At 66.7% G+C, this 13,430-nt stretch carries 13 protein-coding genes and 1 CRISPR repeat array; all 13 genes read right to left on the bottom strand.

Going from position 1 to position 13,430, the window contains the following annotated elements:
• Positions 1 to 999, bottom strand: coding sequence for a tyrosine-type recombinase/integrase (locus B9N97_RS17460; RefSeq protein WP_085088931.1), 999 nt, complete (start codon positions 997 to 999; stop codon positions 1 to 3).
• Complete coding sequence (locus B9N97_RS17455; RefSeq protein WP_085088929.1) at positions 996 to 1,178, bottom strand: hypothetical protein; 183 nt, start codon at positions 1,176 to 1,178, stop codon at positions 996 to 998. The genes B9N97_RS17460 and B9N97_RS17455 overlap by 4 nt, the downstream gene beginning before the upstream one ends.
• Before the next feature lie 12 nt (positions 1,179 to 1,190).
• On the bottom strand, positions 1,191 to 1,445 hold the full coding sequence (locus tag B9N97_RS17450) for a hypothetical protein (protein ID WP_085088927.1): 255 nt from the start codon (positions 1,443 to 1,445) through the stop codon (positions 1,191 to 1,193).
• A gap of 103 nt (positions 1,446 to 1,548) precedes the next feature.
• Entirely contained in the window at positions 1,549 to 2,316 is a 768-nt protein-coding gene (locus tag B9N97_RS17445; protein WP_085088925.1) for a hypothetical protein, read from the bottom strand.
• Between the two features lie 12 nt (positions 2,317 to 2,328).
• A complete protein-coding gene (locus B9N97_RS17440) occupies positions 2,329 to 2,604 on the bottom strand; it encodes a hypothetical protein (RefSeq protein WP_085088923.1) in 276 nt (91 codons plus the stop codon).
• Between the two features lie 170 nt (positions 2,605 to 2,774).
• A CRISPR array of direct repeats spans positions 2,775 to 4,657; the repeat unit is 36 nt; unit sequence GTTGCGGCTGGACCCCGATCCCCCAGCGGCTACAAT.
• A 75-nt stretch (positions 4,658 to 4,732) separates the two neighbouring features.
• Complete coding sequence (cas2, locus tag B9N97_RS17435) at positions 4,733 to 5,023, bottom strand: CRISPR-associated endonuclease Cas2 (protein WP_244560755.1); 291 nt, start codon at positions 5,021 to 5,023, stop codon at positions 4,733 to 4,735.
• Positions 5,016 to 5,999 (bottom strand): type II CRISPR-associated endonuclease Cas1, encoded by a 984-nt coding sequence (gene cas1 / locus B9N97_RS17430; protein ID WP_085088921.1) that lies wholly within the window; start codon positions 5,997 to 5,999, stop codon positions 5,016 to 5,018. Before cas1 ends, cas2 begins: the two co-directional genes overlap by 8 nt.
• A gap of 3 nt (positions 6,000 to 6,002) precedes the next feature.
• Entirely contained in the window at positions 6,003 to 9,209 is a 3,207-nt protein-coding gene (gene cas9, locus B9N97_RS17425) for a type II CRISPR RNA-guided endonuclease Cas9 (RefSeq protein ID WP_085088919.1), read from the bottom strand.
• A gap of 257 nt (positions 9,210 to 9,466) precedes the next feature.
• On the bottom strand, positions 9,467 to 10,138 hold the full coding sequence (locus tag B9N97_RS17420) for a DUF3102 domain-containing protein (protein ID WP_085088917.1): 672 nt from the start codon (positions 10,136 to 10,138) through the stop codon (positions 9,467 to 9,469).
• Between the two features lie 2 nt (positions 10,139 to 10,140).
• On the bottom strand, positions 10,141 to 10,761 hold the full coding sequence (locus B9N97_RS17415; protein WP_085088915.1) for a ParA family protein: 621 nt from the start codon (positions 10,759 to 10,761) through the stop codon (positions 10,141 to 10,143).
• Positions 10,762 to 10,862: 101 nt separating this feature from the next.
• Positions 10,863 to 11,114, bottom strand: a complete 252-nt coding sequence (locus B9N97_RS17410; protein WP_085088914.1) for a hypothetical protein — start codon at positions 11,112 to 11,114, stop codon at positions 10,863 to 10,865.
• Positions 11,115 to 11,227: 113 nt separating this feature from the next.
• On the bottom strand, positions 11,228 to 12,415 hold the full coding sequence (locus B9N97_RS17405) for a hypothetical protein (protein WP_085088912.1): 1,188 nt from the start codon (positions 12,413 to 12,415) through the stop codon (positions 11,228 to 11,230).
• A 436-nt stretch (positions 12,416 to 12,851) separates the two neighbouring features.
• Entirely contained in the window at positions 12,852 to 13,118 is a 267-nt protein-coding gene (locus B9N97_RS17400; protein WP_085088910.1) for a hypothetical protein, read from the bottom strand.
• Positions 13,119 to 13,430 lie beyond the last annotated feature (312 nt).

Here is a 13,430-nt window from a genome sequence, read left to right as displayed (position 1 = left end):
TCAATCCTCCGCAATGAGCGCCGCTATCTGGCCAGCCAGATCGGCGCGGTTGTCGTCGTAGATCTGCAGGGTCTGGACGTTGCGGTGCCGGCTGAAGCGCTGAACCGCCCGGATGTTGCCGTTGCTGGCGTCCAGCGCCGCAGTGATGGCCGAGTGCCGCAGCCCGTGCGGCCGGGTGGCGATTCCCACCCCGGCGCCCAGCTCGCGGACGATTTGGTACACGGCGGCGCCGGTCAGGCGCCCCTCGCCTCGGCCGGCGGCATCGAGGCGATGGAACAGCGGTCCGGGGCCCTTCCCCCGCACCGCGATCCATGCATCGAGCGCCGTCCTGGAGGCGGCCGGCAGGGTGATCCGCTCGCGCTGGGTCCGCCCCTTGCCCAGCACTGCGACGGTGCCGCGCCGGCTCTCGTAATGCTCCAGGTCCAGCGACACCACCTCGCCGCGGCGCAGGGCCACGTCGTGCAGCAACCGGACGATCGCCGTATCGCGCAGGCCCTTGGCGTCGGTCCGTTCCTTGGCCTGCGCCACCATGGCCCGCACGCCGTCCCGCCCCGGCCCCCGCGTGTCGCGGTAGGTGACGGTGTCGACGTTCTCCACGTCCAGCGCCCAGCTGACCAGGCCCAGCGTGTTGCCCAGCTTGACCACCGACCGCAACGCCGCCAGCCGACGGTTGACGGTCGCGGGCTGGAGCTGGCGCCGCACCATGTCGTTTCGGTAGCCCAGCGCCAAGGCGTTGGCCTGCCCGTGCTCCACCGCCAGCAGCATCCGCACCGCCTGCTCGGCGGTGGTGGCGAAGGCGGCCAGCCCATCCTGCCGGGCCACGAAGGTCCGGAAATCCTCATGATCCCGCCGGTAGGCCCGCACCGTGTTGGCCGAGCGCCCGGCATAGAAGGCGTCCAGCAGGTGCTCCTGGATGCGGTCCAGCCGCAGCGCCGGGGCTTGGCGGGCGTCGCTGACGTCCTGTCCGGCCGGATCGCCTGGAAGGACGGGAAGGTTCATCCGTCGATCGCGTCGCGTAGCTCGGCCACGGTCATGTCCTCCGGCAGCTCGCGCAGCATCGCCGCGACCTGCTGGCCGAAGAACTCGACGGCCCCATCCGACGGGCACACCGCCGCCGGCTCGTTGCCACGGGTGAGGCCGGCGCCGGCGGCGACCGCCTCGCGGATTAGCTCGTCCATCCTGCTTTCCTGTCAGGAAAGCCGCGCGACCACCCGCGCATCGGCCACACGGCCGGCGGCATGATCGCGCAGCATGTCGAAGAGAGGCGCGCAATCCTCCACCAGCTCGATCAGCCAGGGCGCCCGGATCCAGCCCTGCGGGGTCTGGATCTCGATCGCCTCGATGTCAGCGCGGAAGGGTCCGCCCTGGTAGGTGATGCGCGCGACGAAGTGACGATCCACCGGGCCGAGCTGAAGGCACAGCACGCCGTCCCATTCGGTCCGCATGGCCAGCCCCCGGACAGCAGAAGGCCCGCCGCGGCATCTGCCGGGCGGGCCTTCGTTCACACGCAATTCGTCCCGCTCACCCTGTCAAGGAATTGACTTTTCGTCAAGGAATATTTTCCCATGGCGATGCTGGTGCGGTGAAGCCGGTGAGCACATGATCGCGCAAATCCCAGCGCCCGATCCGGTCCAGCAACTTCGCCATGCCGGCATGCCAGCCGGCATAGTCGGTGTTGGCCTCGACGATCTCGGCATCGCTATGGGCCGGCTCCAGCGGGCACCATTTCACCTGCACCTGCCGGCGCCCATCGCCGAAGGTGCGGAAATGGAAGCCTCGTTCTTCCTCGACGATCCGACGCTGACCTCGGGCATCGAAGAGCGACTGGCCACGCAGCAGGTAGCGCTTGGCCAGCTCGGAACGGGTCGGTACGAACTCCCACCGCTCGGCCGTGACATGCCGGTAGCGGCCGCGCGCTTCGCTCGGCCGCTTCACCGCCACCATGAGCGGCACCAGCGGCAGCCAGTCCGGCCGGGTGCCAGATCGCCCATGGAAACGGACGAGGCGCCGTTGCCAAGGCTCCAGCCACCCCACCGCGTTGGCGACCGCCTCGGCATCGGGATGGACCGTCACGGCGATGCCGCGCACCGGGCCACCGCCGTCCACGTGGTCACCGGTCTCATGCCGGCGCAGCAGCTCGGCCACACCGTCGCCGCTCACGCCTTGCGGTTCCCATCCATGGTCATTCGCCGCAGCCTCGATGTCGAAAAGGCCGGACTGGACGCGGTCGGCCTGCTGATCGCGCAGCGCCCAGGTCACCAGGGTTTCAAGGTCGAGACGCCTGCGGGTGTCGCAGTGGGCAAAGGCTAAGGCCATGGTTCACAGCCCTCACGCCGCCGCCTGGGACAAGCCCGGCCCCAGCAGCCGGGCCACCCCGGCCACCAGCGTGTCCAGGGCCTCCATCGGAATCAGGCCAGGGTCGATCCGTCCGCAATCCTGCAGATAGCGCGCCTTGGCGAACAGATCGTCGGCGGAAACCACCTCGCCTGCCGCCAGAGCATGCTCCAAAGTGCCCCGCAGCCGGTCGGCCGCCTCGCACTCCGCGCAGCCGGCCAATTGTTGATAGGCGAGGAACAACGGCATCAGCGACGCGGGCTTGGACATGGAAACCTCCGGGCAAAACCCCGGCGCGTCGACAACTCGCCGGGTGATTTAGGATTGTTTGCCCAAAAGGATTACCAATTCCTTGCTGATTGTTGCATTGCCCTCTGCAAGATTGCTCATGATCCCCCAACGACTACAATCGCCTGTATTTTGCGGATCATCTCGGCAACGTTGCGGCTGGACCCCGATCCCCCAGCGGCTACAATCATGCGCCAAAGGCCCGGAGCCGTAGGCAGTTGCGGCTGGACCCCGATCCCCCAGCGGCTACAATGGTGGTTCTGGTGGGGCATCTAACGTGCCGGTTGCGGCTGGACCCCGATCCCCCAGCGGCTACAATGGCGTGATAACGGTGCCTTTGGACCGCCAGGTTGCGGCTGGACCCCGATCCCCCAGCGGCTACAATGGGAGCAAGCCCACGTCCAGGCCATGACGAGTTGCGGCTGGACCCCGATCCCCCAGCGGCTACAATGTTGTCCGGCGACGTGATCAGGATGGATCGGTTGCGGCTGGACCCCGATCCCCCAGCGGCTACAATCCACCACACAACGACAAAGGCCACCTCACCGTTGCGGCTGGACCCCGATCCCCCAGCGGCTACAATCGGAATCGCGTTGCCCTTGGCGTCGACATAGTTGCGGCTGGACCCCGATCCCCCAGCGGCTACAATGCAGTATCAGGCGGCATTGAGCAACGCCGAGTTGCGGCTGGACCCCGATCCCCCAGCGGCTACAATCGTCATCCGGGCGTTGTCCCTAGCCCGTCAGTTGCGGCTGGACCCCGATCCCCCAGCGGCTACAATGGCGGAGTGGGAGGGGCCCCCGCGCAAGCGGTTGCGGCTGGACCCCGATCCCCCAGCGGCTACAATAGGTCGGCAAGGAAGTCCTTCAGCGGATCAGTTGCGGCTGGACCCCGATCCCCCAGCGGCTACAATGTGCCACGGAGAGCGGCACGCCGTCGTCTCGTTGCGGCTGGACCCCGATCCCCCAGCGGCTACAATAATGGACCTCGAAAGGGACGCCCTGAATAAGTTGCGGCTGGACCCCGATCCCCCAGCGGCTACAATCATCGACCTGTGGGGCTGATCGGCTTTCTTGTTGCGGCTGGACCCCGATCCCCCAGCGGCTACAATTTCGTCCAGTGCCAGGGCACCGAAGGCCTCGTTGCGGCTGGACCCCGATCCCCCAGCGGCTACAATAGCGGCTAGGCAGTGACGCGCTGGGGAGATGTTGCGGCTGGACCCCGATCCCCCAGCGGCTACAATGGTGCCGGAAGATAAGGCCCGGATGTACGGGTTGCGGCTGGACCCCGATCCCCCAGCGGCTACAATGGTGCCGGAAGATAAGGCCCGGATGTACGGGTTGCGGCTGGACCCCGATCCCCCAGCGGCTACAATGGTGAACACCAAGCGCCCGACGTCGGTGTTGTTGCGGCTGGACCCTGATCCCCCAGCGGCTACAATCGAGCGCCTGCGGTGGTCGCTGAATGGTTCGTTGCGGCTGGACCCCGATCCCCCAGCGGCTACAATGACCGAAACCACCACGACCACGATACCGGCGTTGCGGCTGGACCCCGATCCCCCAGCGGCTACAATCCCCCCAGCATGTGCCCGTTACCGCTCTACGTTGCGGCTGGACCCCGATCCCCCAGCGGCTACAATGCTAGACGACAACATCGCCAAGCATGGCACGTTGCGGCTGGACCCCGATCCCCCAGCGGCTACAATACCGGAGGCATTGGGGCCGACCTTCGGTTTGTTGCGGCTGGACCCCGATCCCCCAGCGGCTACAATACAGGACTTAGAGCGTACGGCGTCGGCCGTGTTGCGGCTGGACCCCGATCCCCCAGCGGCTACAATCAAGGACGGTCATGCCCTCCTGTTCAAAGAGTTGCGGCTGGACCCCGATCCCCCAGCGGCTACAATTTGGTGACCTTCCTGGTTCTCGTTACTTCGGTTGCGGCTGGACCCCGATCCCCCAGCGGCTACAATCCGGGCAGGTCGGGTTCAGCCGCTCGTTGCGTTGCGGCTGGACCCCGATCCCCCAGCGGCTACAATCGGACCCCGGATAACCCACTGAAACAAAACGGGTTATCCGGGTTTCTTTTCTGAAGACCTTCCATCGGATGCCCGTCAAAACAGCTTGAACTGTTCGTATTTCGCGGCGGGTTCTTGTTTCGTGCGCGTGTCGAAACACACCATCGTCTGGTATTGACGGTCGGTGAAGGTCAGGATCTGCACCTTTCCCCGCTTCGGCAGGTTGGATCTGATCCGTCCGATTCGCGCCTCGACCTGCGGAGTGCCGGCGCAAAAGCGCATGTAGACGCTGAATTGCGACATCTCGAAGCCCTCATCCAACAGAAAATTTCGGAACCGATTTGCCGCATTCTGATCGGACTTGGTCACAGTCGGCAGGTCAAACATCACCATCATCCACATGAGCCGATACGCGCTGAGTGACATGCGCGCCCTCCTTGCCTGACGGTCCACGAGCGATTTCGAGGGGAAGCGGCGACAGCGGAAGATCGAGAACCTGACGCTCGCCCGATAGAACCTGCGCGAGCGATGTCGCCAGCCGGAACAGACAGGTGGTCAGCGGCGTCACCCCGGCGTCCGTTCGCAAGTCCTGCACCAGCAGCCCGGCCAGGATCCGCTTCGTCTCGCGATCGACCTCCAGAAACCCATCCGAGACCATGCGGTGAACGGCGATGTCCACCATCGGCCGGAACGGCTCCAGCAGATCGTCGACGAGACACATGGGGTTGGAGCGGTTGGAGTGTTTCAGGCCAAGGCTCGGATGCAGACCGGCGGCAGCGGTCGCCCGCGCCGTACCGCCGCGCAGCACCGCATAGCCGTAGTTCAACAGCCCATTGATTCTCGGCTCCTCGGCATCGCGGCGAAAATCCGGTCCGAACAGCAAGGGCCAATAGCGCCGCGCCGCCTGCGCCTCGATGTTCTCCGGGTCGCCAGTCCGCATCTTGCGGGCAAGCTCCTCGAAGGCGCCGGCGGGATGGCCGAGCGCCTGGAGAATCGCCCCCTGATTGCGGACCTTCGCGCGGGCGATGGCCTGCCATAGCCGACGCTTGAACGCATCGGTGATGTCCGCCTGCGCCCGCATGCGCTGGGCCTGGATGTGATGGCCGTCCAGCGGCCAAAGGACGGCCGCCGGTGCGAAATTGCGCCCGCACAGGACGACTGAGCAATCCCGCTCCAGCAGGGCCAGCAGCAGGTTGTTGGAATAGGTCAATCCATGGGCGGTGGCGATCAGCACCGCCATGTCGTCGAGCGGAACGCGGCCAAGCTCGCGCCCCTTTTCCGACACCACCATAAAGCCGCGGTCGAGCGACAGATGTCGCCCGTCCTCGGCCACCTCCACCACAACTCCGGCGGCGCTTGCCATGACCTACTCCAGCGGACCGCGATCATGGAGGAAGCCGACAGGATCCACCCCCACCGGCCGCGCCCGCGCCTTGCGCAAGGCATCGGGAGAACAGGTTCGGTATTTGAATGGGTCGTCCTTGTCCGCGTCACGCGCCTTGAGGTTGCCCGCCTCGCGATGGCCGGCGAAAACGATCTGTCCTTCCGAGAACTTGACCAACCTCATGATTTCCCGGTTCGGCGCAGTTCCGAAGGCCAGCATGTCGCCCTTGAACAGGCGGAAAAGCGGCGTGCCGATGCCGGCGCACAGCCGGCGTGCCGCCCAGTCCGGGAAAGCGGCATCGTTCCGCTCGCCGTCCCCCCCCTCGGCCAGCCATTCGGCATGCAGCCGATAGGCCTCATAGGTGCTAACGATCCGCCCCGTCCAACGCCCGCGCCCATCGCGCAGGATCTCGTACCAGGCGTTGCTGTCGCCCTTGTAGAGCTTGAAGGTTTGTCCATCATCGTCCTGGACCGCGACAGGGCTGCCCAGCTTGTCCAGCATGCGGACCCGGCGCACCTCTCCCCCCGTCCAGGTGAAGCAGGACAGCGCCTCGCCCAGGCTGCGCCCCTGCGCCGCCTGTTCGGCGACATGGCGTTCCAGCGCCGCGGCAAGGACGCGGTCGCGGATGTTCACGAAATCCTTTTCGGCAAGCGACCCCAACGGCTTGCGCGTTACCACCCGATGGGTTCCGTCGGGCAGCCGCTCAACCGGACCATAGGCGGTGTCATTGTGCATCCGGCCTTGCCAACCATGTTCGGGCTTGTGGGACACGATAATCCCCTGAGCCTTCTCCTGGACCTGCTCGCGGAAGGACAGGCCGGGCAATCCATCGAACGGATCGGGCAGGCCGTCGAACAGCTTTTCCAATTCCTTCTCTTCCGCCCGCTTGGCGGCGTCGGCCACACTCTGCACCAACCGCTGGTCGATTACCCCCAACACGGCGGCATCGACGGCATGGTGGCGATGATCCGACCGGTTTTTCAGGTTCGCGTCGGACAGGATGGAGTTCAGCCCCCAGCGGCCGCGCAGCATCGCTGTCAACCGGCCGGGGGCGGCCCGCACCTTTTCCAGCGGCACGATGCAGCCCAGATATTCGCGGGCAACCCTCGACAGGTGCCGGGTCTCCACCAGCTGCCGGTCGATGAATCCCCGCTCGTCCTCGAACCGCTCCATCGCATTGGGCAGGAAGCGCCAACGCTTGTTTTTGGGGAGCGACTCGGCGCGTTCGGCGATGGCCGCCCAATCATAGCCGTCGGCGGCGACAACGCCGAACGCCTCCCACGGCGTCCGGTTGCGCTTGATGCGGTTGGCGCGACGGTGGCAGACGATCTTGTTGTCGGCGCCGTTGGCCAGCGTCCGGCTGAAGGGCAGGATGTGATCGACATCCACATCGCCTTGCAGCAGCTGCGTCATACTGATCGGTTGGCCGGTATAAACGCAGACATGGGCGCTGCCGATCCGCGGCAGTTCCTCCCACAGCCGCAGCCGCAGCAGCGCCTCCCCGGTCGGCTCCATCCCCAATTCGCGAAGCTGCTGGGTCCGCGTCCAGTTCTTTTTCTGATTGTCCGCCTGCTCGCGCTGCGTCTTGTCGCGGTCGGCGCGGCTCTGTTTCAGATCGCGGGCCAGCTCGACCACGATCTCCTCCGGCTTGCCCCAGCGCCGGATGATCCGGTTCACCACCCGCTTCAATTCGTTCAACGCGACATGGACGGTCGGATTGGGAAAGCGGCCGATCCGCAGCTCCGGCGGGTCGTCCGCCTCGCCGGTGCCGAAGGCGATGAAGCGCTCCAGCGGCAGGCCGTAATAGGGCAGCTCGTCCAGCAGCTCGTCCGGGCGATGGTCGGAGTGATGCAGGCCGAGCGCGCGCACCGCCTCGTCATAGGGCAGATGCTCCTCGTGCATCAGCGGCACCACCTGCTCCAGCGCCTTTTCGCTCAGTCGGCAATAGCCGTCGGGCAGGCCCGGCCGCTCGGCCGTCAGGATCGCCACCTCCCACGGCAGCGCCAGCTCCTCCACCAGCCAGGCGGCCAGTTCGCCTTCATCCTCGGCATCGATCAGGCGGCCGACGATCTCGCGCTGACGGTCGGCCGGGAAGCTGTGCCAAGCCGCGCCGATTCGCCGGCGTTTGCCCTTTTCGGCCGACAGCGCGTCAGCGGTGGCGTCGCCCTTCAGCCGGTCGCGCTTGTCATCCTCGAGGTTGATGCGGGCGTCGGGGGGAAGCTTCAGCTCCTTGGCCAGCGTCTTGAAGGTCAGATCGCCCTTGCGGCACAGCCGGTCATAGAAGCGGTCTAGGTCGGCCGGCGACAGCCCCTCCTCCCCCTGCCCCGGCCGGACGATGCGCAGATTGTGCAGCTCATGCAGGATGCGGAACCGCTGGGCGATGGGCAGCGCCCAATGCGCCCGCTCCTCTTCCGGATAGAGGGTGCATTTGCCAGGCTTCACCGGCTTCAGCGGGCGCTGGTGGAAGATGACGCTCTCGATCCGGTCCCACTGTTCCGCGGTGACACCGGGATGATGCGGCGCCTGGGCAGCGCGGATCGCCTGGAATTCCTCATGGACCAGTGCGCGGTCCGGATAGAAGCTGTAGGCCGCCTTGGCCCCTGTACCGGTCAGCCTTGCCCGCACCGGCTGGCGATTGGCATGGCGGGCGGCGAGCCACTGGCCGAGCGTACCGGTGCCGCTGGCGGCCAGCTCGGCCTTCAGGGCGGAAATGCCGCTCTTGACCTTGCCCGCCTCATTCTCATCTCCGGCTGCCTTGCGATTGCTCTTGAAGCCCCGGCGCTGGTTCAGATGGAACAGGGCGCGGCCGAGCTGGTGGGCCGACAGCGGGCCGGCGACCGCCGCCGCGCGCAGCTCGTAGGGGTCCAGCGCCTCCAGCGCCTTGCGCGACTTCGGGTCCGCCGGCATCAGGGTGGCGGCGACCAGGGCGTTCATCAGAGCCTTGCGCCGACGAAGATAGCGATCCCGGCGCCGGCGCATCGACCTCGCCAAGCGCCGATCGGCCGCCAATGACTGCTGCGATTTTGGATCCCGGCCATCTGGAAAGATGCGAACGCCCATGCGGCGCACTCCGCAGGGCCGGCCATCCCCGTTCAGATCGAGCAGACAGAACCCAATGCTGTTAGTGCCGAGATCCAAGGCGAGTCGATAGCGGAGACGTTTGGACACGAAGGACTTCCTCCCGCACATGATGCGAACAATCAGACCGCGCTCGCATGTGAAGAGAGGAATTGTGATAAAGCATCCTTAGTGTGTCTAGGACCAAAAGATCCACAACCTAGTTGACAGCATCAATCCCCTATGAGATATTTCTCGCGGAAAGACAATCACCTTGCTTAGCCGCTGGGGGATCGGGGTCCTTCCGTTAACACGTCGCGGGGATTTATCCCTTTGCGGCACAAGATGTGCGGCGGGCTTCGGCCCGCCGCGTTCTTTTTGATCAGAGTTCAGCGAACTCCTCTCTGAACTGCTGCGTTATGCAACTCCACAACATGCCGCACCACGTCGGCCGCCGCTGGATCGGGCGCCACCATCACCAGCAGGTAACGGCGCACACCGTCCAATTCGACAGTGATGGCGCCGGGATCGTCCGGATCCGTGTGCCAGGGGAGCGACAGCGCCGCCGCGAAGCGTGACTCACGCGGTGGCGACTGCTCACGCGCCGGCGGGGTGGACAGTGCGATCACCTCGACCGGCCGGGCTGGCGGCTTCAGCGCCGCTACTTCGGCCCGCGTCACCGCCGGGTGGATCGTACCGGCGTCCAGTGCCTGCTGGCGCGTCTCGTCCGGCAGCGTCGCGATGGCGTAGAGGGTGCCCATCGCTTCCGGCAGCTGGTCCAGCGGCACCTTGCCCTCATCAACGAAGGCGGCGATCTCGCGCAGCTTGCGGGCGGTCGAGGTGCTGAACGGAAGGTCGTTCGTTACCATCGCCTCGTATTCGCCGTGCGGCAGCGCCTCCTTGGCCTCATTCAGGCGGCGGCCCACCGCCACGGTGGCCTCCAACGCGTTGGTCCATTCCCGGCGGATGTCGGCGGCGAACTCGGCACGGGTGGTCAGGGGGCGCGGCTTGGCCAGCATGGACAGGCGGGCATTCCCCAGGCTGCGGGCGGTCGGTGCCATCGTCAGACTCCCATCTCGGCGGACAGATAGGCCCACAGGTCGCGGAACAGCGGGCCGGTGCGGGTGCCGGGGATTTCGGCGGTGCCAAGCCCCGCCATGAAGCTGCGCGGCACCTCTTGCAAGAGCGGGATCTCCACCGGCGCCGGCGTGCCCATGGTGGCAACGATGGCGCGTGCGTCGGCGGTTTCGCGCAGGCGCGGCTGGATCTGGCTCAGCAGCAGCCGCATCGGCCGGCGCCGGCTGTGCAGGTAGGGCAGCATGGCCTGCATGCTGACCAAGTCCTCCGGTCCCGGCCGCACCGGCACCAGCACCAGGTCGGCCGCGTCGAACAGCAGGGCGGTCGATTCGGGGAAGAACTCCACCGCGGTCGGCGTGTCGATCACCAGCAGGTCGAGGCCCTGCGGCGTCGGCCGCTCCGTCACCTCGCCCAACACGCGCTGCTCGCCGGCGATCGGCGCCATGTCGGCCGGGCGCAGGCTGTGCCAGTGCGTCAGGCTGCCCTGCGGATCGGTGTCCAGCGTCCCCACCCGCAGCCCGGCCGTCGCGGCCGCCACCGCCAGATTTCGTACGGTCGCCGTCTTCGGCCCGCCGCCCTTTCCCTGCACCACCAGGATCGTCTTCATGTCCGGCCCCCAAAGCGTTCACGCGTGAACACTTTCGCGTTTCCCCACGCCGCCGGTCCGCGCTGTCGGCAGAACGGCGACACCCGATTCGTGCCGCCGCTTCAGCGGTCGGCCTTGCCCTGTTCCCGCCGCTGGTGGGCGTGGAAGAGACGCATCAGCTCCGCCGTGGTCAGCAGCTTCCCGTCGACCAGATGCAGCGCGCCGTTCCGGTAGACCCGCAGCCCGGCCGCGCGCAGTGCTTCCACGGCGCGGTACACGCCCGGCTCCTCCGGCTGGACCTGCACCGGTCGGCGTCGCGCCGTGCGCGGCGGCACTCCCAGATCCAGGGGCAGCTGCTGGCTGGCCCGGCTCATGGCCGCGCGCCCCGCCGCAGTGCGCCGCTGTTTCCTGTGCCTTTTCCGACCGAGCCGCCCATCCCTGCCCCCTCCCCCGCCAAGCGCGAGCTGCTGCACCATGCCGCCGTTTCTCAGGCAGCCACGGTGCCCGCCCCGCCACCCTGAAGCTGCTGCTGAAGCGCCTGGATCAGCGTCGGCACGATCGACGGAAGCACGTCGCGCACGGCCTGCTGGGCGGCCAGTTGGACCGCCTGCGCCAGATCCGGCGGCAGCTCACCGGCCGGCGCCAATCCACCAGCCCCGTCCACCCGGTCGAGCGCCCAGCCCAGCCACTTCTCCAGTTCTTCCGCCTTCGGCCGGTAGCCGTCGCGCAGCCGCTCTTTCTGCGCATCCTCCAGCCACTCGACCGCCAGGATCGCGCGCTGGGCGTCGCCCAGAATCTCAGCCGCTCTCTGCACGATTCTCGGCTGCCAGCCACGATTCCGCTCGGCCCCCGGATAGCCCTGGGATTCTTCCGCCGCAGAACGTCCGCCGGAAATGGGAAGAGGAAGGTGACGCTGGCGGCGGTCAGGATTCTGGCCTGTCGCAGTTTTCACCGCTCGCGCGTCTCTATTTCTATTATTTAGATCTATTTCGGGCGGCAGAGCTGCGCCGCAGTTTCCGGCTGAATTGCCGCAGTTTGCGGTCGCCAGTGCCGCAGTTTCTCCGCCGTCTTCCGAAAACGCGCCGCAGTTTTGCCCGGATACTGTGGCAGTGGCGCCGCTGTTCTCTGCGCTGCCGCCCATCATGCCGCTGTTTGCGCCCGGAACTGCGGCGACCAAGCCGCTGTTTCGGCCACCCTGCCCCGCCCCCTGCCACCCATCCGCCGCAGTATCGCCGCTGAACCGGGCGGCAACTGCGGCATATGTGCCGCCGTTTGCCACGGCAAACAGATCATCGGGCAGACCATAGGCTTCGGCGATGCCGCAATTTTCCAGCTGGACGGCGGTCGCCCCCAGCCACTGTTTGCTGAAGCGGTAGCGGGTGGAGCGGGCGCGTCCGCCGCCCTTTCGGTCCACCTCGATGATGCCGGCACCCAGCAGCCAGGACAGGCCGCGCTGAACGGTGCGGCGGTCGCACCGCATGGCCCGCGCCAGCTTGTCGGCGCCGATCCACGCCACCAGCTCGCCGCAGCGGACGAAGATCGACTCGTCGCTGCGCCTGACCAGCAGCAGCGCCAGCACCCGGCGCTTGTCGGTCAGGCCGGGCGCGAGGCCCAGCGCGTCCTGGAACAGCTCGCGCAGCAGGTAGAAGGGAGAACGCTTTTCCGCCTGGATCATGCCGCCCCCGCTGTATGAGGGGATCCGGGCTGCCGCAGAATTCGACCACAGTGGGGGGAGCATAACAGCGGCACCGGCACAGCGCGGTCGAGGCGGATCGATGCGGCGGCACTCATGGTCGCAAACCCATACTTCCGTGCGCCATTCCGGCCTATCTGGCTGACTTCCATGAACGGCATGACGCACCTAATTTTCGTTGGTCGAAGACGGCAATGGGCTCGCGTGGCAGCCGCCGCGCAGAGCGCAACCTGTTTGACATCAGCAGCGGTAGACTCCGGGGCGGTCGCGGACACGACCGCTCCGTCTACCGGCGGGCCTCGCGCGGCAACATGACGCTGGCCGGCACGATGGAGTTGCACCGCCGCCGCGGCACAGCTCCCGGTGATACAGATAGATCTCGGATCCTTTCGCAGGCGTAACGGTCGCCCGCGGGCGGTCATTCACGTCCTCGTGTGGCAGCGCCAGCGGTAGCCATCCGCAACGATGCCAGAGTGTGCAGACGCGCCGTCCCGCGGCGCAGCAGCGCCGCCAGCTCGATCGCTTCCCTTTCGTCCAGCTCGGCCAGCGAATGCGCGTTGCAGAGTGTTCGCACCACCTTGTCGACGGTCGCCCACTTCACCGCTGCGGCAGCCTCGAAGGCCGGCCACGCATCAAGCACGGCGCGCTGGGCAGGCGTCAGATGGGATCGATCAAGCCCGGTCATCACGCCTCCCCAGGTACAGAGCTGCGGCCGGCGCCGGCTGGAAATGGCGCCGGCCGCGATCACATCCCGGCCACGGACAAGGGAAGACCGGGAGCGAACCGAAGGCCCATGCGGAAGAGGACCACACAGGTGAGAAGGAAGAAGAACTCGGGAGGCCCCCGATTGACCGAAACAATCGGCCGACACCTAACTTCTCAGGCCTCACCGCCGGTCGAATCCCATGAGCTTGGCTGTTGCGCAGAGCGCGGAATACGAGCGATGCTTCCCCGATAAACAACTGGTGATCTTCGCACATGTGCATACGTCTCCCCG

Source organism: Azospirillum oryzae, assembly GCF_900177515.1.
GTDB lineage: Bacteria > Pseudomonadota > Alphaproteobacteria > Azospirillales > Azospirillaceae > Azospirillum > Azospirillum oryzae_A.
This window is presented reverse-complemented; position numbering and strand designations above follow the sequence as displayed.